This is a genomic window from Devosia sp. WQ 349K1 (genome assembly GCF_016595685.1).
Classification (GTDB): domain Bacteria; phylum Pseudomonadota; class Alphaproteobacteria; order Rhizobiales; family Devosiaceae; genus Devosia.
The window spans coordinates 114264-140678 of sequence record NZ_JAENGO010000008.1 but is presented as its reverse complement, the minus strand read 5'-3'; the positions used below and the strand labels follow the sequence as shown (position 1 = coordinate 140678).

The following is a 26415-nucleotide window of genomic DNA, read 5'->3' as shown; positions in this document are numbered from 1 at the left end:
AAAACCTTTCTCCTGTGGAGCCGACCCATGACAAACCCAGCGACTGAATATTCGGTCAAGGACATCTCTCTTGCAGATTTCGGCCGCAAGGAGCTCAGCATTGCCGAGATCGAAATGCCGGGCCTGATGGCCATTCGCTCTGAATATGCTGCTGCTCAGCCGCTCAAGGGCGCGCGCATTGCGGGCTCGCTGCACATGACCATTCAGACCGGCGTGCTGATCGAGACCCTCGTTGCTCTCGGCGCGGACGTGCGTTGGGTGTCGTGCAATATCTTCTCGACCCAGGATCACGCTGCTGCCGCCATCGCCGCTGCTGGCATTCCTGTGTTCGCGCACAAGGGCGAAACCCTTGAAGAATACTGGGAATTCACCGACCGCATGATGGATTGGGGCAATGGCGAAACACCAAATATGATCCTCGACGACGGTGGCGACGCGACCATGTACGTGCTCGTTGGCGCCAAGGCCGAAAAGGACATTTCTGTTCTCGACAAGCCAGGTTCGGAAGAAGAAGAAATCTTCTTCGCTACCATCCGCAAGCGCCTCGCTAAGTCCCCCGGCTTCTTCTCCAAGATCCGCGATGCCATCCGCGGCGTTTCGGAAGAAACCACCACGGGCGTTCTGCGTCTCAATCAGCTGGCCGCTAAGGGCGAACTGCCGTTCCCAGCGATCAACGTCAATGACTCGGTCACCAAGTCCAAGTTCGACAACAAGTACGGCACTCGTGAATCGCTCGTTGACGCGATCCGTCGCGGCACCGACGTAATGCTCGCTGGTAAGGTCGCCATCGTTTGCGGCTATGGCGACGTGGGCAAGGGTTCGGCTGAATCGCTGCGTGGCGCTGGCGCCCGCGTCCTCGTCACCGAAGTCGATCCGATCTGCGCGCTGCAGGCGGCTATGGAAGGCTTTGAAGTCGTCACCCTCGAAGACGCTGCGCACCGCGCCGACATCGTCGTCACCGCCACTGGCAATCGTGACGTCTTGATGGTCGATGACATGCGCAAGCTCAAGGACATGGCCATTGTCTGCAACATCGGCCACTTCGACAACGAAATCGACGTGCTCGGTCTGCGCAACTTCAAGTGGACCAATGTTAAGCCACAGGTTGACCTGATCGAGAAGCCAGATGGCAGCCGCCTGATCCTTCTCTCCGAAGGGCGCCTCGTGAACCTTGGCAACGCCACCGGTCACCCAAGCTTTGTGATGTCGGCATCCTTTGCCAACCAGACCCTGGCTCAGGTCGAACTCTGGACCAAGGGCGAAACCATGGCCAAGGCCGTTCACGTGCTGCCAAAGCACCTCGACGAGAAGGTCGCTGAACTGCACCTTGCCAAGCTCGGCGCAAAGCTCACCAAGCTCAACAAGACCCAGGCTGACTACATCGGCGTCGATATTGACGGCCCATTCAAGTCCGGCGAATACCGCTACTAATTTTCGGTTCTGCCACCAGATATGAGAAAGCCCGCTTCGGCGGGCTTTTTTATGGGTAAGACATGGTAAACCTTATCTAAATTTTAAGCCGCAGTTGAAATGTCTGAGTGAGCGTAAGCCCCACCCGCCTCTCTCCCTGAGACTATCCATGTTCGATCGCCTTCTCGGCAGCATCTCGCGCCGAATGTATATCCTTCTTGCCCTGTTCATCGTTGGCTTTGTCGGCGTAATCGGGTTCCAGCTCAGCCACACCCGCACAAACCTCACCGAACTCAAGAAAACCGAAATTCGCAGCGTCGTTGAAGCTGCTGTCTCAGTGCTCGGCTCCTATGAAGCCCGCGTTCAGTCTGGCGAGATGACGCTCGAAGACGCGCAGGCGGAAGCGCTGCGCTCGGTGAGCGCCATGCTCTATTCCGGCGACGATTATGTCTTCGTGGTCAGCCATGACTACGTCATGTTGGCCAACACCAATCCCAATGTCGTCAACACCAATATGCGCGACCGTACGGATTCGCGCGGCAAGCGCTTCATCCAGGAATATACCGATGGTGCGCGCCTCCAAGGCTCGATCTTCACCACTTTTGGCTTCAATCCAAACGATGAAGAAGGCGCAGAAGTCGATAAGCTGACCTATGTTCAGAACTTCGCGCCTTGGGGCTGGGCCGCCGGTACAGGCGTGCTCCAGACGGATATTGAAGAGCTTTATTGGCAAGAAGTCATCAGCAGCACAACCATCGCCCTGGCGCTGATTGCCGCCTCGACAGTGCTCGGCTGGTTGATCGCACGTAGCCTTACCCGTCCAATCAATCGCCTGTCTGAGCAGATGGTTGAGATGACCGATGGCAAGTTCGATCTGGTCATTGAAGGCGTGACGCGTCACGACGAGATCGGCGCTATGGCGCGCTCGGTGGAAGTGTTCCGCCAGAACGGCCTAAAAGTCTCGCAAATGACCGAAGCGGAGGCGGCTCGCATTATTCGCGATCAGGCTGCGCGTCAGTCGATGATGAGCGACCTGCAAATCGCCTTTGGCGAAGTTGTCGACGCAGCGGTGGACGGTGATTTCACGCGTCGCGTTGCGGCAAACTTCCCGGATCATGAGCTCAATATGTTGGCCGCCTCGGTCAATACGCTGGTTGAAAGCGTTGAACGCGGCGTCGTCGAAACCGGCGAAGTTCTCGCCGCTCTGGCCAACACCGATCTCACCTCGCGTATGCGCGGCGAACATCGCGGTGCTTTTGCCAAGCTCAAGAACGACGTCAACGAAGTGGCCGATAAGCTCACCATGATCGTCACGCAGCTGCGCGGCACATCGGGCACCCTCAAGTCGGCGACCAGCGAAATCCTCGCGGGCGCTAATGATCTGTCCGAGCGCACCACCCGTCAGGCAGCGACGATTGAACAGACTTCTGCGGCCATGGAACAATTGGCACAGACGGTCACCGAAAACGCCACCAAGGCCCATGATGCAAGCGCTAAGGCTGGCACGGTTTCGGTCGCCGCCGAACAGGGCGGTGCGGTTATGGGCGATGCCAATGAGGCCATGGCCCGCATCACCGAGTCCTCGGCCAAGATTTCCAACATCATTGGCATGATCGACGACATCGCCTTCCAGACCAATCTTCTGGCGCTCAACGCTTCGGTTGAAGCGGCGCGTGCTGGCGAAGCTGGTAAGGGCTTTGCCGTTGTCGCGGTTGAGGTTCGCCGCTTGGCCCAGAGCGCTGCAACCGCGTCTGCGGATGTGAAGGTGCTCATCGACCAGAGCGCCGCTCAGGTCTCCACCGGCACACGCCTTGTCTCCGATGCTGCCGCTAAGCTTGTCGGTATTCTCGATGGCGTTCGCGCCAACACGGTCCTGCTCGATGCCATTGCGCGCGCCAGCGGCGAACAGGCTTCGGCCATCGCCGAGGTCAACACCGCAGTGCGTCAGATGGATGAGATGACCCAGCACAATGCGGCGCTGGTTGAAGAGATCAACGCCTCGATTGAGCAGACCGAAGAACAGGCCAATGAGCTTGATCGGATCGTCGATGTCTTCCAGGTAGCCGGTGCGGACCCAGCGCGAAAGGCCGCGATGAACTATCTCGGTCATGCGGTTGAGCCGCGCGCGGCCCGTCCAAAGATTGCGACAAAACACACACAACGCGAAGCAACGAACGACTGGACCGCGTTCTGAACTCAGCTATAAACGCTGGTAGATCTCAGATTTTCCGGCGCTTAGCTCGAAAAATACATGTGAAAGCCCGGGTGATTTGCCCGGGCTTTTACGTTTATTGTCGGAGTGCTTGTGGTCGCATACTGAACGTCGGCGACAGCGTTTTGGCCGGTTTTGCATGCCGCGGTTGATGTTCAATTTTGTGGTTGCACAGCTTACTGCGCAGGTTGACGTGAGCGTTGAGATTGCAAGCGTTGCCAATGAATTGTGGTCTCACAGGAAAAATGGAACGAGTTTTGTGGCGCGACGTCGCTTTCTGAAGGACAAAGTGCAGTCGTATCCGATGAAGCGAATGTTTGTTACGCAACTAATCTCTTGCATCGCCGCTGGAAAGGTGGCTTTAACGTCCTTGCATGTGCCTTGAGGGCACCGCGGCGCTAAAGAATAACTGGCACAAATCGCAGCATTTCTGCTAGGCGGAAAACTACGTTCTATCTATAGCTGTTCTTGTTATAGCGTCAATTTGGTCCCCGAGAGGCTCTGGTAAGACACGCTGATGCCGAAAGCCCGTTTGTCGAAACGACGACCTCCTAGGAACTTGTCATTCGTGACATCTTTGGGGGGGAAGACTAGGCCGCACAGGTATTTGACGCATTTGCGTTCATTTCTTGCGGTTGCCTTATTGTCAATACTTCTGCAAATTATTGCCTATGTGCTTTCGGTGTCGTTTAGCCGTATCACAGTGACGTCGTTAGTGGTTGCCGTGTTTGCGCTGAGTGCCCCGACCCTGATAGGCGCAATGATACTCGCTGCATTCCGGCGGCATGATGCGCCGATTATTTCGGGTATGGTCGTCTTCAGTGCCCTGTTTTGCGCCATGGTAACTGTGGTGTCTGCCACCCGAACGCCCATTAGTTATCAGGCTCTGGCGATCTGTGGGTGCATTGGATTATTTTTCGCCTGTGCGGCCAATTATCGTTTTCATACCTTAAGGGGAGAGAAGGTGCGGATAATGCCCTTTGAGGGCGCCGCAGAGGTTTTGGCTCGTATTCCGGGAGCCAGAATTTTGATGCCTCAAGAGCTTGAGAAATCTCCTCATAAGATAGATTTCGATATACTGCTGATCGACGAGAGTTCTTATAAGAGTGCCGAGAATGCAGAGTTTATCTCTCGCATGCATGTTCTTGGTGTTGATATATTAACTCACGAAGTCTTTCTTGAGCGCGTGACTGGAAGCGTTAGGGTCGACAGATTTGAATTGTTCCATTTCGTCTACACTCCGAGTCAACTGCTCTATGCTCGGGTGAAGCGATACTTGGACCTTGCCTTCGTGATTGCGTTTTCGCCGTTACTTGTCTTGTTCTCGGTATGCGCTGCCGCGTACATTTATGCCCGGGATCCTGGGCCGGTGTTATTCGTCCAGATCAGGCGTGGCTATGGTAATAGGCCGTTCCGAATGTATAAATTCAGAACGATGTTTCAAGGCACCTCTGGGGGTACGACATCACATAGCGACCCCCGTATCATTCCGGGTTGCACTATTCTGCGCAAGCTGCGCATTGATGAGATACCGCAGTTCTATAATATTTTAATCGGCGATATGAGTCTGATCGGTCCGCGGCCATCGGCGGAGTATCTCGCCAAGAAGATTATAAAAATGGAGCCGAAGTATGCTTACAGATGTGTGGTTCCTCCTGGGATAACGGGATGGGCGCAGGTTAACTCTGGCCATGTCTCCGACATGGATGATGAGTTGGTAAAGTTGTCGCAAGATCTGTTCTACATTAAGACCTTATCCATAGACATGGATCTTGTCATTGTAGTTAAAACGGTGAAGACCGTATTGCTCGGTGCTGGTGCCAAGTAACTGTTAGTGGTCTCTGTTCGTTATTGTGGTTGATCATCTTAGAGGTTTGATAGTTCCGAGGTTCTGGTTGGCCACAAGTTCTGGGCGTGTATTGAATACGAGTTTGCGCATTGGTACGCTCGTAACCCGGTTTGTATTTGTCTTTTTCCTGGCGCGATATCTCGATGTGGATCTGGTCGGTTACTACGGCTTGTTCACTGCGGCGGTAGGTTATTGCCTCTATTTCGTGGGTGTAGACTTTTACGTGTACGCCACGCGAGAGATTATTCAGGTAGAGGGGGGGCGACGTGGTAGTATGCTCAAAGGGCAGGTTGCACTGTCGTGCCTTATCTATTTGGTTGTAATACCTATTGCGCTGGTTGTGCTGATGCAATTCGACTGGCCTGTTGGGCTGGTGTGGTGGTTCGTCCCCATTTTGGTTCTCGAGCACTTCAATCAAGAAATCTCCCGTCTTTTGGTGGCGCTTTCCGAGCAGGTGTTTTCCAGCTTTGTCCTGTTTGTTCGCCAGGGGAGTTGGGCCCTAGTTGCGGTCGCGTTGATGAGTTGGGGCGAAGGTGGGCGCAGCCTCGAACTCGTGATGGTGTTGTGGGCGTGCGCTGGTCTTGTGGCGGCCGCGCTGGGGGTCTGGAAACTAAAGCGACTGGACATTGGTGGATGGGGTGACGCCATCGACTGGAAATGGGTGAGAAGGGGGCTGGCTGTGGGCGGTGCTTTCCTCGCAGCCACTCTTGCGTTGCGAGGCATGCAAACCGTCGACAGGTACTGGCTCGAAGCTCTTGCTGGCATTGAGATAGTTGGTGTCTATGTCCTGTTTTTAGGCATCACAGGGGCGATGCTGACTTTTCTTGATGCGGGCATTTTTGCATTCGGATATCCTGCGCTCATAGCTTATAATCATGGCAAGCAGCATGATTTAGCGCGGGCTAGGGTCCGAGAGATGCTATGGCAAACCATTGTTGTTTGCTTGGGTTTCGGCATTGTCAGCTGGCTGGTGTTGCCCTATTTGCTCGCTTGGATCGGGAACGCCGCTTACGCGGATGGAATGTTCTTGTACCCTTGGCTCTGGGCCGCAATGACAATAAACGCGGTAGGCTTGGTACCACACTATGGCCTCTATGGCGCAGGGCATGATAAGCCCATTATCCAAAGTCACCTTGCGTCACTGCCGATTTTTGCTCTCACCGCTTTTGGCGTTGGCCTGGTCTCCCCTACCCTGGCCGTGCCTGTTGGCCTTGTCGCAGCGTTCTTTGGTATTCTGGTTTGGAAGACTGTGGCTTACCTAAGAATGAGTAAGAGTTAGAACAGGCCGATGATGTCTCTCAATTTGCTTCGAACGAACCAGGGTCCCATCAGATGATACGCTACGGGCAGCAGGACATTACTCAGGCGGATATCGACGCCGTCATTGATGTGTTGAACTCGTCAAATCTGACGCAAGGGCCAAATATTCCCCTGTTCGAGCAGTCGGTTCTCGCTCATGTCGGTGCCAAGCATGCGGTCGCCGTCAACAGTGCGACGTCCGCTCTGCACATTGCATGTCTCGCGCTGGAGCTTGGGCCGGGTGACTGGCTTTGGACAACGCCCAACACATTTGTGGCGTCCGCCAATTGCGCTCTATATTGCGGCGCCCAGGTGGATTTCGTTGATATTGATCCGCTCACTTATAACCTTTGCCCCAAGGCATTGGAGCAAAAGCTCATTGCGGCGGAACGCGCCGGGCGTTTGCCCAAGATTGTGGTGCCTGTGCATTTCTCGGGTCAGCCTTGCGACATGGTTGCAATTCATGCGCTGGGTCAAAAGTATGGCTTCAAGATTATCGAGGATGCGTCCCATGCCATAGGCGGGCGCTATAAGGACGAACCCATTGGTAACTGCCGGTACAGCGACATCACGGTTTTTAGTTTTCATCCGGTAAAGATCATAACCACCGCCGAAGGTGGCATGGCTGTGACCAATCAGGAGGAATTGGCAACGCGCCTCAGCTTGCTACATAGCCATGGTATAACGCGTGATGCCAAGCTTATGGCACGGCCGATGGAAGGGCCGTGGTATTATGAGCAGGTCGCGCTTGGCTATAATTATCGCATGACGGATCTCCAGGCTGCTTTGGGCGTCAGCCAGATGACGCGCCTAACGGACTATGTTCAGCGTCGCCACGCGATAGCGGATCGATATGGTCGCCTGCTGGCCGACATGCCGGTAACACTGCCGTGGCAACATCCTGACAGCCACTCGGCATTTCATCTTTATGTGATCCGCCTGCAGTTGGGTGCTCTGACGAGGAGCCACCTGCAGGTGTTCGAGTATTTCCGGTCGCGCGACATTATGGTCAACTTGCACTACATTCCCGTGCACACGCAGCCTTATTATCAGGACATGGGGTTTAAGCTTGGCGACTTTCCGCAGGCGGAAAATTACTATCGTGAAGCGATCAGTATCCCGATGCATCCCACCCTCTCCGAGGCCGAGCAGGACTACGTTGTCGAGGTGCTGCTGGAGGCTATCTCGCAATGAGGCTTGCCGTTATTCCGGCGCGAGGTGGAAGTAAGCGCATTCCGCGTAAGAATATCAAACTATTCGGCGGGCAGCCGATGATCGCGTGGTCTATTCGCGCAGCAATCGACAGCCGGTGTTTTGACCGAGTAATCGTGAGCACGGATGATCCAGAGGTCGCCGCCACTGCAACAATGTATGGGGCTGAGGTCCCGTTCCTGCGTCCAGCGGGATTGTCGGATGATCACACCGGAACCATGCCAGTTGTCGCCCATGCTGTTCAATGGCAGGCAGCGCAGAGCATTCCTGCAAGCGCGGTGTGCTGTATTTATGCCACTGCACCTTTTGTGCGCGCCGATGATCTGAGGCGCGGGCTTGCGATTTTGGAGGAGAGCGGTGCCGACTTCGCTTTTTCTGTAACCAGCTATGCTTTTCCAATTCAGCGAGCTATCCGGATTACGGAGGCCGGGCGAGTCGACATGTTCCAGCCCAACCATTTTCAGACCCGCTCACAGGATCTTGAAGAGGCATGGCATGATGCCGGCCAGTTCTACTGGGGCAAAGCACAAGCCTGGCTCGCAACCAAGCCGCTGTTCGGGCCGGATAGCTCACCGGTCATCCTACCGCGTTACCGCGTACAGGACATTGATACGCCTGAAGATTGGGCCCGAGCCGAGCTTATGCTCAAGGCACTCGGCTCGACCGAGGGATTGCAGGAATTATGACTTCCAGGCCTCGCGGGACGCAGCGTATTGCCTTTCGTACAGATGCTTCTATTCAAATTGGCACAGGCCACGTCATGCGGTGTCTGACGCTGGCCGATGCGTTGGTGGCCAGCGGGGCTGAGTGTGTTTTCATCAGCCGGGAGCATGAGGGCAATCTCAACGAGATTATTCGGGGCAGGGGCCATCAGGTGTTGTCTTTGCCAAAGGCCGAGCCGAACTATGAAAGCTTTCTCACAGACGGCCCTGCTCACCAGCACTGGGTGGGTGTGAGCTCGGAGCTGGATGCAGAACAGACAGTGCAAGCGATCGGCGAGAGTGTCGTAGATTGGCTCGTGGTTGATCACTATGCGCTCGATGCGCGTTGGGAGGCGGCTCTTCGCGGTGCTTGCCGACAACTCATGGTAGTCGATGATCTCGCTGACCGTAGCCACATCTGTGACATGTTGCTCGATCAAAGTCTCGGCCGTCGGCAGGATGACTATCTTGATTTGACGCCTCCCGGCTGTATGCTTTTGGTCGGTCCAACTTACGCCCTGCTAAGGCCTGAATTCTCGGCTCTAAGAGAAGAAAGCTTGGCGCGGCGTGGTGACGGCAAGCTAGAACACCTGCTGATTACCATGGGCGGAGTCGACAAAGACAACGTGACGGCTCAAGTGCTGGAGGCATTGGGTGAATGCTACAATTGGCTGCCTGAGAATCTGCGGATCACAGTTATCATGGGGCCACATGCGCCTTGGTGCGAAATGGTGCGACAGCTGGCGATGACAATGCCGCGTCCGACCCAGGTTGTCGTCGGCGTTTCCGACATGGCCCGGCGCATGGCTGACGCGGACCTAGCGATTGGCGCTGCCGGCAGCACATCGTGGGAGCGTTGCTGTTTGGGATTGCCGACTGTGACGTTAGTACAGGCTGATAATCAGAAGTCTGCTGCGAATTCTCTGAAAGAACAAGGTGCGATATGGTTAGTCGAGGGGGATGATATAATATCAAACCTGAGGGATACTTTGGGCTCTATTTCTCAAAATCTGGCGCGGATGCGCGAGGTCGCTCGAATGTCATCGCAGATCATCGATGGTTTAGGATGCAGTCGCACGATAGATAAAATGTTTTTAGTTGGTGATGACCATGTCTGTTAGCGATTTGGGCGAATTACGTGCAATTCGTACGCAGGAACTCAAGATGATGCTGGATTGGCGGAACGCACCCAGCGTACGGGCCAATATGTACACCCGCCATGAAATCAGCCTAGTTGAACACCTGGCGTGGTGGGAGAAAGTTAGCGCTCGCGACGATCAACTCTACCTTATGTATGAATACGCGGGAATTCCAAGCGGGATAGTTGCATTCAACGGTATCGATCGAAGCAACCAAGGGAGCGGATGGGCCTTCTATTCGGCACCGGAGGCGGCACGAGGTGCCGGTGGCCGCATGGAATTTCTAGCACTTGATTACGCTTTTGGCGAGTTGGCATTACACAAGCTGTCATGCGAAGTTCTTGCGTTTAACAGTGCTGTAATAAAACTCCACAAGAAATTCGGCTTTCAGGTTGAAGGCATTTTTCGAGATCATCATAAGATCAATGATGCATTTGAGGACATTTATCGGCTGGCAATTCTGAAACGCGAATGGACCGAAAACCGGTCTACACTGGTTCAGAAAATAACACGCAGGCGGGAACCATGACTTTGACTGATCTAAACATTGCCGGCCGCGGTATCGGCCCGAACCATGCGCCATATGTCATTGCCGAAATGTCGGCAAACCATAATGGCAGCATCGAGAATGCCTATAAAATTATCGAGCACGCCAAGCAGGCAGGGGCCGATGCGGTCAAGTTACAGACCTACACAGCCGACACGATAACGCTCAATTCCGACAGTGAAGAGTTTCAGATTAGGGGCGGCCTCTGGGACGGACGCACGCTTTACGATCTCTACCAAGAAGCATCGATGCCTTGGGACTGGCACAAATTGCTATTCGAGCATGCTCGCAAGGTAGGAATTACAATCTTTAGCTCCCCTTTTGATAATACGGCTATCGATCTCCTCGAGGACCTAAACGCACCCGCCTACAAAATTGCGTCTTTTGAGGCGATCGACCATGCTCTGATCAAATACGCGGCCAGCACGGGCAAGCCGATGATCATCTCAACGGGCATGGCGGACGAAGAGGAAATTGGTGAGGCTATAGCGGCCGCGCGCGACGGAGGCTGCAAGGAACTCGCAATCCTTCACTGCGTAAGTGGGTATCCTGCGCCTGCTGAAGACTACAATTTGCGAACAATTCCAGACATGATTGCAAAGTTTGGTGTTGTTACCGGCCTCTCGGATCACACTTTGGACAATACGACGGCAATTGCCAGCGTTGCCCTCGGCGCTTCTATCATCGAGAAGCATTTCACGCTTGATCGCTCCGGCGGCGGGCCAGACGATAGTTTCTCGCTTGAGCCGTCAGAGATGGCAGCTCTTTGCGCCGGAGCGAATACCGCATGGCAGGCGCTGGGTAAGGTAGATTACGGCCGCAAGTCTAGCGAACAGGGTAATGTTAAATTCCGTCGGTCGCTTTATTTCGTGAAAGACCTGAAAGCAGGCGACGTCATCACAGCAGATGCAGTGCGTAGCGTCCGACCAGGGTTCGGTCTCGCCCCAAAGATGCTCGGTACCATAGTCGGTCAAAAAGTCAAAAAAGACGTAGAGTACGCATCTCCTGTTACATTTGATAGCGTAGACTCTGGGGATGCGTGATGTATTCGGATAGGCAGATTGCATTTATTGTCGAGAGGCCATTGCAAATTGTTAATGCAATTGCAATTGGTAGGCAAAATAAATCACTTTCTGAATCAGAAATACTTGTTGCTGATAACTTTGACTCGGCCATTGATGTATTCAATAGGCTTGTGGTCGAATTCCCGGAGATAAGGTTTTCGTTTCATGAAAGCTATGGGCAGGCTATAGGTAGTATTGTTGACAAGGATCTCAAAGAACTCTTTGTGCACTGGGATGTTGGGTTTCGCACTCAGCCAATACTTCGGCGCATCAAGCACAAAGTGCCGGGTATCGTTATTTCAGTTTTTGAGGAGGGGGTTGGGACATATCGACAAGATATATATTCTGGAATTAAGAAAAAGCTATTCTGGGTTCTGCAACTCCCTCTGAATATTGGAGGTAGTCGTTTCACTGACAAGGCGTATGTTTATAGCAAGAATGATTACATAAGTAACTCCTATAAAGTGCCTGCGCAAGTTATAGAGGTTGAGCGTACTGTTGAGGGTACTATAAGTGATAGCTATCTGCAGTGGGTTTCTGTTTTTGGTGCAGGCAATATAATAGAGGAGATGGAAGAGTCGGGGTTTTCAGATGGAGTTGTCTATCTAGGTAACTGGGATTATTTGGATGGCGAAGCGGATAAGTACTTCAGCGCAAGGTCTCTAAACATATTGAAGCTTCATCCTTACTGCAAAGCTAGGATTTCTTCAGCAAATGCGCACATTGCTCCAAAATCTGTTCCTGCAGAGCTTCTATTGCATTGTGCGTCCCGTTTATTCGATCGCGTAATAGTCTACCATAAGGGTTCAAGTGTTGAACGATACATTGCGTCTAAAAATGTAGAATTTGTCGACGTTAGTGGATGTTGATAATGTTGCACAGCTCTTGCGTATCCCGCAGGGTGCTGCGCCAGAGGCGTAGATGCTATACACTATGAAGATTATGGTTGGTGCATTCTGGGTAATATTGGCTGCCATCTACGTTATATTCTCATATTGCATTACAGAGCGCTATGTTGGTGGCGATCAGGTATTTTATCGGCAGTTCTACGATTTTATCTCCACTGAAAATCTTCTTTCAGCTGTTTCGTCGCAGAAAAGCTTCGTTGGAAGCAATGAGCCATTGTACGCGACGATTATGTGGTTTGGTGCGGCACTTGGGTTTCCAAAAGACATCTACGTTTCCGTCTTGAACGGGGTGTTGCTACTGGCGCTCGTTGTGGTGCTCCGCAACTACAAAGTGCACACGATGATGTTGCTATTGGTGCTGTCGAATTATTATCTTCTGGTGTTACTGACAGGCGCGGAGCGACTTAAAATCGCCTTTTTGTTTTTACTGCTCGCTATGACGACAAAAAGTCGGTGGAGAGTGTTGTTTCTAACGGCCGCGCCAGCATCTCACTATCAAACGCTGATCAATTTTATTTCGATATCCATGCCAGCACTTGCAAAGCGAGCGGTAGTGTCGTCAGGTAACTCGCGTTTGGGGTGGCGGGGTGCGTTATTTGCTGAGATTCTGGCATTAGCAATCGTAGGTTGTTTCGGTGTCGCCTTGTTTGCTTTTGGTGGAACAGTAATTTCTAAGGTTTATTACTATACTGCAAGGGCAGACATTTCCTTCTCGGCTCTGGCTGTGTCAGTTGTATTGTTCGTGGCCGGTACCTATGTTTCGCGCCGGAAAGCCCGGTTTATGTTCATGTTGGCTCCATGTGTGGTATTGGTAGCAATCCTCGGACCGGATCGCATGAATATGGTTACTTTTATTATGTTTTTCTATGCGCTGATGACTGATGGGAAGGTGAACCACCCTATAGTCTATCTGCCAATGGTCTACTTGTCGTTCAAATCTATTGGATACGTTGATAGCGTGTTCGACGTTGGGCATGGCTTTAGGGTTTGAAGCGTGCGTCAGGCTGATAGGTTCCAGGACAGTAGATGAGCGTGGGTTATGCTCCTTATTCTGGATGGAATATGATTCGCCTCGTTCGCTACACTGTCGGGTCGAACTCTTGAGATGCGATGCTGTAGTGAGCAGAACAGAAAATTACGGAAATCTGCATGTCCCCCACTAGCGCGATAAACACGTCAAATGTTCACGCTGGGGGGGGGCTGCAGGCTACGTGTTCGTTTTTAGCTGAGGCGCAGCCTGATTTGATTTCGGGCGATTGGATAGCAGTTCTTGCTTCGGAAGAGGTGAGTCAGAACTTGGCCTCGCTGAGCCGCGACTTCGTTACAATCCCGAACTATGAGGTTTTGAATGTTTATGGCGCGTTGCGGGGACAGTCTACACTTGCACGGAAATTGCGAAAATTTCGGTGTGTGTTTACTGTGTTTGGGCCGCTATACATTTGGAAGCCCAGATTCAAGAGTGTAGTAGGCTTTGCCCAAGCTTGGATCATCTATCCGCAGAACGAATGTTATAAGCGTTTACCGGTCTTGCAGCGCCTCAAGACGCGCCTGAAGTTCTGGATTCAGGCGCAGTTTTTCAAGCGTGCTGATGTGCTGGTTGTTGAACTCGAACATGTGAAAGAAGGGCTGGTTCGGGAGCTCGGCTTCCCTGCTGAGCGTATCCATGTCGTTCACAACTGCCTATCGTCCCTCTACGCGCAACCGGAGCTGTGGCAGGACCTGACACTATCGAGGTCCCAAGGCGAGCTGGCTCTGGGGTTCCTTGGACGCAACTATATTCACAAAAATACTGAAATATTTCCTGAAATAGTTTCCGCTCTCAAGCGAAACCACGGTATCTCGGCGCGCTTTTATGTGACGTTCACCGAGGATGAATGGCGTGCATGTTCCCCCGAATTTCGGAAAGCATGCGTCAACGTTGGGCAACTTACAGTTGCGCAGTGCCCCAAATTTTACCGTAGCCTAGATGCTGTTGTCTTTCCGTCGCTGTTGGAGTGCTTTTCAGCGACTCCGTTGGAGGCGATGGCGATGGAAAAACCGCTGTTTGCCTCTGATCGGCCTTTCAATCGTGACATCTGTCAGGGGCATGCGCATTATTTTGATCCCCTATCTCCCGCGTCAGCTGCAGCGGAAATTGCCAAAGTGTTCGGCGGTGAAGGCACGAATGCCGCGGCGCTCAAGCATGCGCGCGATCATGCGTTTGGGTTTTCCAGTGCCAAGGAACGCGCCCGAAAATATCTGGACTTACTCACTCCGAACGCTTAGCCACATTAGAGCCGCACAAACACAGATGGAGCAACGATGTTCTCTAACAAAACCCTCCTAATTACCGGCGGGACCGGTTCTTTTGGGAATGCGGTTCTGCGGCGGTTCCTGAATTCCGATTTGGCGGAAATCCGCATTCTCAGTCGTGATGAGAAAAAGCAGGATGACATGCGTAAGCGCTATGATCATCCCAAGCTCAAATTCTACATCGGAGACGTACGCGACTATCAGTCGGTGCTCAATGCTGTGCGGGGTGTCGACTACATCTATCACGCAGCTGCGCTCAAGCAGGTTCCATCCTGCGAATTCTATCCACTTGAGGCGGTCAAAACAAACGTGCTCGGGACGGAAAACGTTCTAGAGGCTGCCATCAATTGTGGTGTCAAGCGTGTTGTCTGCCTGTCAACGGACAAGGCCGTATATCCGATCAACGCTATGGGTATTTCCAAGGCGATGATGGAGAAGGTTATCGTCGCCAAGTCACGTTCTAGCGGCAACACTGTCATCTGTGCCACGCGCTATGGCAATGTGATGGCATCACGCGGTTCGGTTATTCCGCTGTTCACGAAGCAAATCCGCGCGGGCCAGCCTCTGACCATCACCGACCCCAACATGACCCGCTTCATGATGACCCTTGATGATGCTGTGGACCTGGTCCTCTATGCATTCGAGCATGGTCAGCAGGGGGAAATTTTCGTGCAGAAGGCCCCGGCGGCCACCATTGAGATACTCGCACGAGCACTCACGGACCTTATGGGCGTGCCAGAGCACAAGATTAATATAATTGGCACGCGGCACGGCGAAAAATTGTTCGAGGCGCTTCTCAGTCGTGAAGAAATGGTGGCGGCGCAAGATCTTGGGGGGTACTACCGTGTTCCGCCTGATCTGCGGGATCTGAACTATGGAAAGTTTGTCGAAGAAGGCGAGGTTCGTATCTCTGAGGCGGTTGAGTACACTTCTCACAACACTACTCGGCTCGATGTTGCGGGTATGAAGGCGCTCCTGCTGAAACTTTCTTTTATCCAGGCCATCGTGCGGGGTGAACACGTCGAGCCCGAGGAGTGACCTCCGTGGTGCGGCGCGTTTTAGTGACAGGTGCCCATGGGTTCATTGGCAAGAACTTAGTGGTTCGTCTGCGCGAAACCGGGCTCTTCTCAATCACTGAGTTTGTCCGCGGCGATGATATTTCGGCATTGCCCGATCTCCTCGCGAGTGTGGACAAGGTAGTCCATTTGGCCGGCGAAAACCGGCCAAATGACGAGCGCCTATTCGCGGAAGTCAACACTGGACTTACTGAAGCCATTTGCGCGGCCATTCGTGCCTCAGGCCGCCAAATACCGATTGTGTTGGCGTCTTCCGCGCAGGCGGTTCAAGATAATGCATACGGTCGCAGTAAGCTGAACGCCGAACAGGCTGTCTTGGAGCTTTCAGAGCAGACAGGCAATCCGGCTACAATTTTCCGCCTGCCCGGCGTCTTCGGAAAATGGTGTCGGCCAAACTATAATTCGGTGGTCGCCACGTTTTGCCATAATATCGCGCGTGGCCTGCCGATCCGCATTGATAATCCGGAGACCCGCCTGCGGCTGGTTTATGTTGACGACGTGGTGACGGCCATAATTGGTGCCATTGAAGTTTCCCCCAAGGGGGCAGAACATGGTGCTGTCGCACCGGACTATACAATCACACTCGGTGAGCTCGCCGCACAGATCACAGCGTTTGAGGCGAGCCGTGAAACGTTGGTGACGGAACGGGTTGGTACAGGGCTAACTCGCGCCCTCTATTCCACCTATCTCAGCAATCTTGCCACAGAGCGTTTTAGCTACGACATTCCCCAACATACGGACCCACGTGGCGTCTTCGTGGAGGTTATGAAGACGCCCGATTGCGGTCAATTCAGCTTCCTGTCTGCACCGCCCGGAGTGACGCGGGGTGGGCATTATCATCACACCAAGGCCGAAAAGTTTCTTGTTGTTCAGGGCGACGCGTTGTTCCGCTTTCGGAACATTCTGACAGATGAAAGGTTCGAGTTGCGTGTGTCGGGCGACATGGCGCGAGTGGTGGAAACCATTCCTGGGTGGTCCCACGATATCACCAATGTGGGTGACCAGATGATGATCGTCATGTTGTGGGCAAACGAGATATTTGATCGTACACGCCCAGACACTATTTCGAGCGGAGTTTGAGTATGAAGAAGCTCAAAGTAATGACGGTGGTTGGGACACGCCCCGAAATTATTCGATTGTCACGTGTAATGGCGGCGCTAGACCGGCATTGTGAGCACGTTCTGGTGCATACTGGGCAGAATTACGACTACGAGCTCAATCAGGTATTCTTCGATGATCTGGGTATTCGTAAACCAGATTATTTCCTCAATAGCGCCGAAGGCAGTACCGGAGCGGCCAACACGATTGGTAATCTGATTACGGCTGTTGATGCTGTTCTGGCAGAGGTGCAGCCTGAGGCGCTTTTGGTGCTGGGTGACACAAACAGTTGTCTTTCAGTTATTCCTGCCAAGCGGCGCAAGGTCCCGATTTTCCACATGGAAGCCGGAAATCGCTGTTTTGATTTACGTGTTCCCGAGGAGACCAACCGCCGGATCGTCGACCATACAGCCGATATCAACCTGACTTATAGCACGATCGCCCGCGATTATTTGCTGCGCGAGGGTATATCGCCCGATCAGGTTATTAAAACCGGCAGTCCTATGTTCGAGGTCCTGCATCATTACATGCCGGGAATTCTCGCTTCGAACGCGCTGTCGCGGCTGGATCTGCGGGCCGAGGAATATTTCGTGGTCAGCGCGCATCGCGAAGAAAATATTGAGCCGGAGCGCAGTTTCACAAAACTTGTGCAGGTTCTTAACGGACTTGCGGAGGACAATAATCTTCCGGTGCTGGTGTCGACACACCCGCGCACTCAGAAGCGCATTGAAGCCGCCGAAACGAAGTTCCACCCCGCTGTGCGGCTGCTCAAGCCACTAGGGTTTCTCGACTATGTCAATCTTCAGATGCACGCTCGGGCGGTACTTTCCGATAGTGGAACCATTACAGAAGAATCCTCTATTCTGAATTTTCCTGCTCTTAACCTTCGCGAGGCGCATGAGCGGCCTGAGGGTATGGAAGAGGCTGCAGTCATGATGGTCGGGTTGGAGGTAGAAAGAGTGCGGCAAGGGCTTGCCATACTGCTCAGCCAGCCACGTGGAGAAACTCGTGGTTTACGTCTCGTGTCAGATTATGACGTGCCCAATGTCAGCGACAAGATCGTCCGCATTGTTCATAGTTATACTGACTATGTTAATCGGGTGGTTTGGAAAAAATACTGAGTTTTCGACGAATGCGGATAGCCCTCATTGCCGATGCATTCCCGCCGATGCGCACCTCCAGTGCCGTGCAGTTGCGGGATCTGGCGCGCGAATTCATCAGGCAAGGACATCAGCTAACGTTATTACTGCCATCTTCGAGCCTCGATCAACCTTGGCATCTAGAACATTTGGATGGTGTCGAGGTATTGAGGTTGCGTGCACCGCGGACCAAGGATATCGGCTACGTCCGCCGTACACTCGCCGAAATAGCTATGCCCATTGCCATGCGACGAAACTTGGCCAAGAGCCCATTGGCTAGGCGACGTTGGGACGGAGTGGTCTGGTATTCTCCCTCAATATTCCATGGTCCGTTGGTAAGCTCGATCAAACGCACGAGCGATTGCCGCGCATACTTGATCGTCCGTGATATTTTCCCGGAATGGGCTGTGGACATGGGGCTCATGCGGCGCGGTCCGGCCTATCACTTCTTCAATGCCGTGGCGCAGTACCAGTATCGTCTCGCTGATGTAATCGGCATGCAGACGCCCGGCAATGGACGATACTTTGCACAGTGGCATAAAAAACCTGGCCGTGATCTCGAGGTCCTACAGAATTGGCTCGACATGCCGACAAACAACCGTTGTTCGGTTCAAGTTGCAGATACTGTTCTAGCCGGGCGCAAACTGTTCGTTTATGCCGGGAACATGGGTGTGGCGCAGGGACTCGACATTGTATTGGATCTGGCTGAAAAACTTGTCGCGCGTGATGATGTAGGCTTTCTATTTGTTGGCCGCGGCAGTGAAGCGGTGCGGCTGAAGGCTGACGCTAAGGCACGGGGACTGACCAACACGCTATTTTTTGACGAGATCGATCCCGACGAAATCCCGGATCTGTATTCCCAATGTGCTGCCGGTATTGTGGCGTTGGACTCTCGTCATAAATCCCACAACATCCCGGGAAAGTTTCTCACCTATATGCAGAGCGGCCTGCCAGTTTTGGCCAATGTAAACGCCGGGAATGACATTGCGGAGTTGATACGCCATGAGCAGGTCGGCGAGGTATGTGAAACCAATCGTCTAGATGAGTTGGCAGGACTGGCTGACGTATTGCTGGTTAAGATTGATCGTGATCGTGAGATATCATCTCGATGCCGGAAGTTGTTCTCAACACGATTTTCGGTTGTGAGTGCTGCAAGACAAATTGCAGCTGCCCTTGCCAATTGATGCATGAGTTCTGCAGTGCACTGCACCGTGTTTCAAATAGGGATTTGGTCTAACGTTAATGCCGCACGAATGCTGAGCGACTGATCGGCAGGCATCAGCAGAGGCTAAAGTGATAGGTTTTCACGGCTGACTGTTCAGATCCGTAGCTCAGTTTTTACTCCAGTGGTCCTCGTTTCTTAATCGGCCTTTCGCTATTGTTACGGTGTCACCGGTATTGCGTGTAATCCCGCATCATTTCTGCTGAACCAATCGTGAGCTGAACAGGACCACGCAAACAGAATTAGTTGTTGGTAGAGTTGGCTCACACTCAACGACGCTCTCTGCTGGCCGGGCAGGTGCGACTTGCGGAGAGTGATGCTCAATTGATGCTCAATTGATGCTCAATTGATGCGGGTCTCCACACTGCCACTGCTGTCCTCGGTCGGCGTACAGCGACGAATTTTGGCCTTATTCCGTCGACTACATTGCAATCCAGCGCGCAAGGGAGCGACAAAGGCCTACGGCGGGGTTGGAGTAAATATGCTTGGTTGTTCAGTATTTGTTTTGTTTAGAAGGATTTTGAACGGCTGTTTTTGTGTTGATTTCTTCAGTTTTAGAGGGGCTCTGCGAGGGGCTGGAACTATTGTAGGTGTGGACGTTCTAGTTATTTCTGCTTTATTCTTGATTGGTGAGCTGTTTTCTTATGGCTTGTTAATTCGAGGGGCGCGGTTTTGATCGATCAATCTGGTGGCGATGAAATATCCATATTGGATTTGATGGTGGTGTTTGCAGAGAACTGGCTTCTCTTATTTCTAGGACCACTTTTCGCAGCAGCGCTCACTTATGGAGTGATGTCTCTAACGGAACGACCAAGCTATGAAGCGCTTTCTTTATTGAACATTGATGCGCGAGAAGCTGGACTGCTGCAGTCTGCATCGGTTCTTGAAAACGCTTTAAACAAGAGCGCGTTTCACGCGTCTAATATTGGCTCAATCGAGAGTGTCCGGCGTGACTTCGAAGCCGAAAATCTACGCGTGAGGAAGAACGGTGATACAGGTTTTTATGTTGTTTCTGTCAAGACAGACGAGCCCGCGCATGGCCTTGAGATACTTCAATTACTTACTGACGGCTTAATTGCGGGAACAATTCCATCGCTAGAATTGCAGGCCCAAATAAAAAATAGAATGCAGAGAATTGAGCGCTCGATCGATCTTCTTGAAGTCAGCCTAGCTAAGGTGCTGGGCGCTGCTGACGCCGAGCAGGTGGCGTCAGGTACCCAAGGGCGTGCTGCCGGTGATGTGTTGGTAGCGATAGTGACGAATTTAGAACAGCGTCGCCAAAGTCTCGATCAGTTGGCATCAGAACTGCGGGGCACTTTTTTGCCGGATGATGTTCTACAGAAGCCTGTAACCACACGCCTACCACCCAGGGGCAAAATGACGACGGTCGTTGCGGCGGCAATAGGCGTTGCAATGCTCCTGCTTGTAGCTGTCTTTATCCGAGACGGTTTGAGCAGGGCGTGTCGGAGTTCGAGGGGGCAAGACCAGGTAAATCGCATTCGCCGTGCGTTTTGGCTTCCTCCCCTCGCCGATGTTAGGAAGGCGAGCTGAAGCGCGGTCTCTGTGGCAGTTGGATTTGGCTACGGGCGTCGTCGTGTCGTACAGTCTCGACGTTATGCGATGTCTCAAATCTCCGGTAGGCGTCGTGCGCTGAAATACTCACCTGCGGTCATACCTAACAGTCTAGCCGCAGCAGGGGGGGCATAAACTGCGGGCACCCCGCTATATCTCGAGTTACCGCGACTGGGTCCTGCGGTTTTGATCTCATAGAGAATGGCGTTTCACTATGCGGATCGTTCGCTCTTTCAAAGTGCATTTGTATCGCGCACATCTGTCGTTGGCGTCTTTGCGGCCCACAAACTTCGCGCGTTAGATTATCTTTTTCAAATAACCGAAGTCGGTGTTTATGTCGGCAAGGGTCGTGTGTCCCATTATAACCACTTGAGGAGAAACCCGTAGTAGTTTAAGCGGAATAACCCCCCTGTAGCGAAAGGAAAATGACTGTGGAGCAACAGGTCGCCCAGGATGAAATTAGCTTGCTCGACATCGCAGTCGTGATTGCTGAAAACTGGATCATGCTGCTCATAGGGCCATTGCTGGCGGGCGCTATCGTTTTTGCATTTTTGGTCGGGTCATCTACGACGGTATACAAAGCGCGCGCTGAAATCGTCTTAGGTGACACAGCAGTACCGCTGCTGAGGTCAGATGCGGTTTTAAGTCATGCCCAAGCTGACGCTGTGGGCGCCGAAGCTAGGGAGGTTAGGCGCTTGGCATTAGCGACCCTGCAATCCAAGCGCGTGCCAGACACTGATTTTTATCAGCTAGAAATCTCGAGCCCCGACGCTGCGGTTGCCCGTGCGTCTTTGGAAGCTGTAGTTAAGGGGCTGGTCGTTAGTTCCGCCCCAAATGCGGAATTGCTTGCAGAGATTGAGCACAAAATCGCTCAAACTTCGGCGCGTCTCCAATTAATTGAGCGCGCGCTAACCTCGCTTACCCAATCTGAACAAAGCGTAACCAGTGAAGGTGAGTTAAGCGGCGGCATAGACGCTGTTGCTCTGATCTCATTGCTCGATAGCCAGCAGTATCACTACGAAACACTCGATACTCTACAGTTGCAGGTGCAAGGAAGCGTAACGCCTCAGAATCTCACTTCAGACATTTATGTGGATACTGTGCACTCTCGTTCAAGTGCACTTTTCGCCGTGGCGGCGGCTATTGGCGTGGGTTTCCTTTTGCTCCTTATTGCCTTTTTGCGCGAAGGGTTAAAAAATGTTGCGCGTGACCCTGAGCAGTCCCAGAAATTGTCGCGCATCCGCAGGGCCTTCGGCATAAAACAGTAAGTGATCCTACCCATTTGTTGGTGTAGTTGGGCGGTCCGCCACCGAATAGATTAATAGTGTCTAGCGACTTCCGGTCATGCGACCGAGGGTGTTGAGGCGCAATAGTCGTTTGGATGCGTTTGCGGAACGAAAATGGCCGGATGAATGGCCGTTGCTGGTCCCTTCTAGCGTCTGATAACTGCGCCAAACCTAACGAGGCTGACACCTTCGCAATTTGCGATTGAGTGGCGATAGTTTGGTGCGCGAGCCTGCGGTAAGATCGTGGCCATAAAGGGGGCGATCTATGTTCGGTGGTCGGAAGTGGGACACTGTGCGGCAGCTGATCGGAGAGTGAATTTTGATCGTTGCTTCGCTGAGGCAACACCAATTTTGAGAATGGCCGATGTCCGCTAACAAACGATAGCTCCTTCGCGGCTACTGTTGAGGATGACAGTTTCTGCTCACCTCCAGCTTCGTCTCCGCTCTGCTCTGGGTTATACGGCGCTATTCATTGATTATGCGGCCAAGCGCTGTACAAGTGTCTCCAGTTTCTCTCTTCCCTGTGACAATAATTCAGACAATGTGTTCGTACTCGGGGATCGACGCCTTGTAGCGTTGGCGTTAAAGTCGCCGAAACCTCAGATTTTCCGGCGCTTAGCTCGAAAAATACATGTGAAAGCCCGGGTGATTTGCCCGGGCTTTTACGTTTCGTAAAGGTTTCTGTTTCGTTCACAGTCAAGTGCATTCCTTGCCATTTGCCCGCTCCTCACAGGCAGGAAGACTCTTTTGCCCGATTCCGACCACGGCTAATGTCAGGGTGATTCGGATACTTTGATTTTGAGTGTTCGGATCAGCGAGCGGCAGGAGAGCCATTCTCCGCGTAGGCCGCCGCCAAAGCAGTAAATGCATACTGGCCCTTGTGGGTCGGACCTTGGCGCAACGAACACATGAGGCTTGGCATGGTGCCGGAACGATTCCGGAAACACTTGGGATTCGCAGCACTTAGCGCTGCCCCTCTGTCTCTGCTCGCCGCAGCTCCGGCTGTCGCTCAGAGCGGTGTTCCGGTCAGTCTCGGCGGCATTGCGCCGGTGGCCGTTGTGCTCGGCGCGGGCGCTTTCTCGCTCATCGCCATGGCCGTTGTGCGCTCGATTTTGGTCGATACGCGTGCCGCGCGTCGTCGCGCCTCCTCGCAAATCGCTGACTTGCGCAACATGGTCGATGAATATGAGAGCCTGATCGCGGGCTCGCGTGAGTTGACCGTATTGTGGACCGACGAAAGCGCGACCCCTGCCGAACCCCGCATTCTGGGCGATGCTTCGGCGGTTCTGCCCGTGGGCCGTCAGCCTCATAGCGTCCTTAATCTGCGCAGCTGGCTCGGTCCTGCAGAAGCCAATCGCCTGCAAGAGCTGCTCGATAATCTGAAGATGCATGGTCATCGCTTCTCATCGAGCCTTAAAACGCTCGATGGTCGTCAGGTCCGTTGCTCGGGTTGGGTCATGGGTGGCGCCATCGCCATGCGCTTGCGCCCCGCCTATTTGGAGCCGGGTGAAGCGGCCAGTGTTGCCGTGGTTGAAGCGGCCGATTGGCAATGCGCTCAGGCCATTATCACCCATATGCCCGAGCCCGCTTTCCTGCGCCTCGAAGATGGCAAGCTCGATTTTGCCAATCCAGCCTTGGTCAATCTGGCGCAAACGCGCGGTAAGTCGGTCGAGAACCTTGATCTCGATGCGTTAGCTGCAGCGGTTAATTGTTATGTGGTTGAGTTTGACGTGCCCGGTGGCATTGGTGGCTATCTGGCGCCACGCAAGTCGATCTCCAATCCAGCGCCGATCCCTGAGGCCGCCGTTGCGCCGATCTCCGGCCTGATCGACAATCTCGGCACCCCGATTGCCATCTTTAACGCCAAGCGTCAGCTGGTGCAGTACAACGAGGCCTATATCAAGCTTTGGGGCTTAGATCGTCTGTTCCTCACCCCCGGCACCGATGAGCGCGCTGTCCTCGATAAGCTGCGCACCGAAGGGCGCCTGCCCAATTCCGTTGACTACCACACCTGGCGCGCCAACCATCTCAAGAGCTACGAGCGCACTGAGCCGTTTGAGGCCGATCCTTGGCATCTGCCGGATGGTCGCACGGTCAAGGTCATTTCCGCGCCCGCAGGCGCTGAAGGCGGCGTCATCTATGTCTTTGAAGACATGACCGAATGGTTGAACATGGCGTCAACCAACAAGGCCTTCACCAATGTGCAGCGCGAAACCATCAATGCGCTGTCCGAAGCTGTGGCTGTGTTCGGCACCAATGGCCGCCTGACCCTGTGGAACCCGCGCTTTGAAGAGCTTTGGTCGCAAGTTAAGTCCGAGCTCGAAACCGCGCCCCATATCGACCAGATCGCCAGCCGCTGCGTGCAAGCGCTGCCCCATGATGGCGCCACCATCTGGCGTGATCTCAAGCGCGCCATCATCGATCTTAATCCTACCCGCACGGACCAGAAGGGCCGCATCACGCGCTCGGATGGCAAGCTCATCGATTTCTCGATCACCCGTCTGCCCGATGGTCAGTCGATGATGACCTTTATCGACGTCACCGAAAGCGCCAGCTATTCCAAGGTGCTCAAGGAGCGTAACGATGCGCTGGTCGCCGCTGATCGTCTCAAGGACGCTTTCGTTGAAAACGTCTCCTACGAGCTGCGCTCGCCGCTGACCTCGATCATCGGCTTTGCCGAAGTTCTGGCCGCCGACGAAAGCTCCCCGCTCACCGCCCAGCAGCGCGATTATATCTCCTATATCCGCGCCTCCTCGGTCAGCCTTGGCGTGCTCATCGACAATATTCTCGATTTGGCCTCCGTCGACGCGGGCATTGCCGAGCTCAATCCTGAGCGGCTTGATGTCCCCGCGCTCATCGAAAAGGCCCGTGCGGGCATTTCCGCGACCATGCCCGAAGTCTCCGGCGTACCGGCAAAGCTGGTGGTTGATATCGAGCCCAACCTGCCGTCCCTTATTGCGGACGGGACGCGCCTTGTGCAGGTGCTCTACAATCTCCTCTCGAACGCGGCGCGTTTTGCCCCGCCCGGCAGCGAGATCCGCTTGGCCGTTACCAGTCGCGACAGCCGCATGCTGTTCGTCATCGAAGATGAAGGCCCAGGCCTCACCGACGAGCTGAAGTCGGCGATCTTGACCCGTCTGGATACCCCTGCCGCTGGCGGTCGTCAGCGCGGCGCCGGGCTTGGCCTTTCCATCGTGCGCACCTTTGTGAACCTGCATGGCGGCACCATCTCGGCCGAACGCCGCGAGCCCAAGGGCAGCCGCATCATCGTCAATCTGCCGCGTGATAGCGCCATGGCGGGTGTGGCCGAATAATGGACCTTTTCCTTCCTGACGACGCGGCTACGGCAGAATTTGGCGCAACGCTTGCGGCCGAGCTGCAACCGGGCACCATCGTGCGTCTTGAAGGCGACCTCGGTGCTGGCAAAACCGCTCTTGCCCGCGCCATTATCCGCGCTCTGGCGGGTGATCCGGAGTTGGAGGTCCCATCCCCCACCTTCGCCATCATCCAGCCCTATGACACGCCCAAGGGGCCTGTCCTGCATGCGGATCTTTATCGCCTCGCCGATGAAAGCGAAGCCGATGAATTGGGGCTGCTCGACGATCCCAGCGCCATCGTCTTGGTCGAATGGGCCGAGCGCGCCCCCGATATTGCCAAAGCGGCAAATCTCACGGTCACGCTCACCATTCCCAAGGGTGGGGACGGGCGCCTGGTGCGCCTCACGCTCTGATCAGAGCGCTTCCTGCGTCTCGATCCCGCTGGTGGGGTTGCGCACCACCATAATCCGCCGAAATTCTGAGCCACCATATTTGCGGCGTGGATCATTGCGATCCACCAGTTCGATCCGCCGCCTGTCTGGCCCAAAATATTTGGACGTCTGCACATACATCAGCCGGTGGTTCAGCTGAGCATTGAGCTTGGCGCGCATGGAGTCGACGCTGTCGACGAGGAACAGCACCTCGTCAAACCCCATCTCCACCAGCGGCACCACCTGATGCCGTGGCCCACCGGAGAGCAGGCACACCACCGGCGCAAACCGGCGCATCACATCGGGGTGCGAGCGCAGGGCCCGAATAAGCCTGAGCTTATTGGCGTCCGGGATCGATCCGTGCACAAGGAAGAAATTGAGCCCCTTGGCCTCATTCTCGGCAAAGCGCGGATAATCAATAGTCTCTTGAAATCCGATCTTCTTGCCAAATTCGCGCATCAATTCGCTTGTCGCCTGACCGGCCGCAAAGGTCACAGCGTTGCATTGGGCAATTGTGTCGTCAGTCACTGTCATGATGACGTCCGTTCTCATCAAAAATCAATCAGTGCCCCAAATGGATACTGTATAATTTCCGAATAAAGAGACAGCGTTACGTGAATTTGTTGTTAAGCAGGTGTGAT

21 protein-coding genes are annotated in these 26415 nt (G+C 53.8%); 20 read left to right on the top strand and 1 reads right to left on the bottom strand.

Features of this window, described 5'->3' with window-relative positions; translation table 11 throughout:
- The first annotated feature begins 27 nt into the window (after positions 1-27).
- The 20 genes from ahcY (at position 28) to tsaE (ending at position 25756) form a co-directional block, all read left to right on the top strand.
- Entirely contained in the window at positions 28-1431 is a 1404-nt protein-coding gene (gene ahcY, locus JHL21_RS16090; RefSeq protein WP_200214619.1) for an adenosylhomocysteinase, read from the top strand.
- Positions 1432-1579: 148 nt separating this feature from the next.
- Positions 1580-3604, top strand: coding sequence for a methyl-accepting chemotaxis protein (locus JHL21_RS16085; RefSeq protein WP_200214617.1), 2025 nt, complete (start codon positions 1580-1582; stop codon positions 3602-3604).
- Positions 3605-4238: 634 nt separating this feature from the next.
- A complete protein-coding gene (locus tag JHL21_RS16080; RefSeq protein ID WP_200214616.1) occupies positions 4239-5450 on the top strand; it encodes a sugar transferase in 1212 nt (403 codons plus the stop codon).
- A gap of 103 nt (positions 5451-5553) precedes the next feature.
- A complete protein-coding gene (locus JHL21_RS16075; protein ID WP_200214614.1) occupies positions 5554-6750 on the top strand; it encodes a lipopolysaccharide biosynthesis protein in 1197 nt (398 codons plus the stop codon).
- 53 nt (positions 6751-6803) lie between these two features.
- Entirely contained in the window at positions 6804-7964 is a 1161-nt protein-coding gene (pseC, locus tag JHL21_RS16070) for a UDP-4-amino-4,6-dideoxy-N-acetyl-beta-L-altrosamine transaminase (protein WP_200214613.1), read from the top strand.
- Complete coding sequence (gene pseF, locus JHL21_RS16065; RefSeq protein WP_200214611.1) at positions 7961-8668, top strand: pseudaminic acid cytidylyltransferase; 708 nt, start codon at positions 7961-7963, stop codon at positions 8666-8668. The genes pseC and pseF overlap by 4 nt, the downstream gene beginning before the upstream one ends.
- The gene (pseG, locus tag JHL21_RS16060) at positions 8665-9804 is read left to right on the top strand and encodes a UDP-2,4-diacetamido-2,4,6-trideoxy-beta-L-altropyranose hydrolase (RefSeq protein ID WP_200214610.1); all 1140 of its coding nucleotides are present in this window, start codon (positions 8665-8667) and stop codon (positions 9802-9804) included. Before pseF ends, pseG begins: the two co-directional genes overlap by 4 nt.
- Complete coding sequence (gene pseH, locus JHL21_RS16055) at positions 9794-10351, top strand: UDP-4-amino-4,6-dideoxy-N-acetyl-beta-L-altrosamine N-acetyltransferase (protein ID WP_200214608.1); 558 nt, start codon at positions 9794-9796, stop codon at positions 10349-10351. Before pseG ends, pseH begins: the two co-directional genes overlap by 11 nt.
- Positions 10348-11412 (top strand): pseudaminic acid synthase, encoded by a 1065-nt coding sequence (gene pseI, locus JHL21_RS16050; RefSeq protein ID WP_200214606.1) that lies wholly within the window; start codon positions 10348-10350, stop codon positions 11410-11412. Before pseH ends, pseI begins: the two co-directional genes overlap by 4 nt.
- On the top strand, positions 11412-12302 hold the full coding sequence (locus JHL21_RS16045; protein WP_200214605.1) for a hypothetical protein: 891 nt from the start codon (positions 11412-11414) through the stop codon (positions 12300-12302). Before pseI ends, JHL21_RS16045 begins: the two co-directional genes overlap by 1 nt.
- 64 nt (positions 12303-12366) lie before the next feature.
- A complete protein-coding gene (locus tag JHL21_RS16040; RefSeq protein ID WP_200214603.1) occupies positions 12367-13332 on the top strand; it encodes an EpsG family protein in 966 nt (321 codons plus the stop codon).
- A gap of 158 nt (positions 13333-13490) precedes the next feature.
- Entirely contained in the window at positions 13491-14606 is a 1116-nt protein-coding gene (locus tag JHL21_RS16035) for a glycosyltransferase family 4 protein (protein WP_200214601.1), read from the top strand.
- A gap of 36 nt (positions 14607-14642) precedes the next feature.
- On the top strand, positions 14643-15671 hold the full coding sequence (locus JHL21_RS16030) for a polysaccharide biosynthesis protein (protein WP_200214599.1): 1029 nt from the start codon (positions 14643-14645) through the stop codon (positions 15669-15671).
- A gap of 5 nt (positions 15672-15676) precedes the next feature.
- Positions 15677-16789: an NAD-dependent epimerase/dehydratase family protein gene (locus JHL21_RS16025; protein ID WP_367948215.1), complete on the top strand. Its 1113-nt coding sequence runs from the start codon at positions 15677-15679 to the stop codon at positions 16787-16789.
- Between the two features lie 2 nt (positions 16790-16791).
- A complete protein-coding gene (gene wecB / locus JHL21_RS16020) occupies positions 16792-17928 on the top strand; it encodes a non-hydrolyzing UDP-N-acetylglucosamine 2-epimerase (protein WP_200214597.1) in 1137 nt (378 codons plus the stop codon).
- Positions 17929-17939: 11 nt separating this feature from the next.
- Complete coding sequence (locus tag JHL21_RS16015; RefSeq protein ID WP_254082093.1) at positions 17940-19130, top strand: glycosyltransferase family 4 protein; 1191 nt, start codon at positions 17940-17942, stop codon at positions 19128-19130.
- 710 nt (positions 19131-19840) lie between these two features.
- The gene (locus JHL21_RS16010; RefSeq protein ID WP_200214596.1) at positions 19841-20719 is read left to right on the top strand and encodes a hypothetical protein; all 879 of its coding nucleotides are present in this window, start codon (positions 19841-19843) and stop codon (positions 20717-20719) included.
- Positions 20720-21165: 446 nt separating this feature from the next.
- Positions 21166-22008, top strand: coding sequence for a hypothetical protein (locus JHL21_RS16005; protein ID WP_210338933.1), 843 nt, complete (start codon positions 21166-21168; stop codon positions 22006-22008).
- Between the two features lie 938 nt (positions 22009-22946).
- Entirely contained in the window at positions 22947-25340 is a 2394-nt protein-coding gene (locus JHL21_RS16000) for an ATP-binding protein (RefSeq protein ID WP_200214592.1), read from the top strand.
- On the top strand, positions 25340-25756 hold the full coding sequence (tsaE, locus tag JHL21_RS15995; protein ID WP_182394730.1) for a tRNA (adenosine(37)-N6)-threonylcarbamoyltransferase complex ATPase subunit type 1 TsaE: 417 nt from the start codon (positions 25340-25342) through the stop codon (positions 25754-25756). The genes JHL21_RS16000 and tsaE overlap by 1 nt, the downstream gene beginning before the upstream one ends.
- On the opposite strand, the gene JHL21_RS15990 is transcribed toward tsaE, so the two are convergent.
- On the bottom strand, positions 25757-26308 hold the full coding sequence (locus JHL21_RS15990) for a hypothetical protein (protein WP_200214590.1): 552 nt from the start codon (positions 26306-26308) through the stop codon (positions 25757-25759).
- Between the last annotated feature and the right edge of the window lie 107 nt (positions 26309-26415).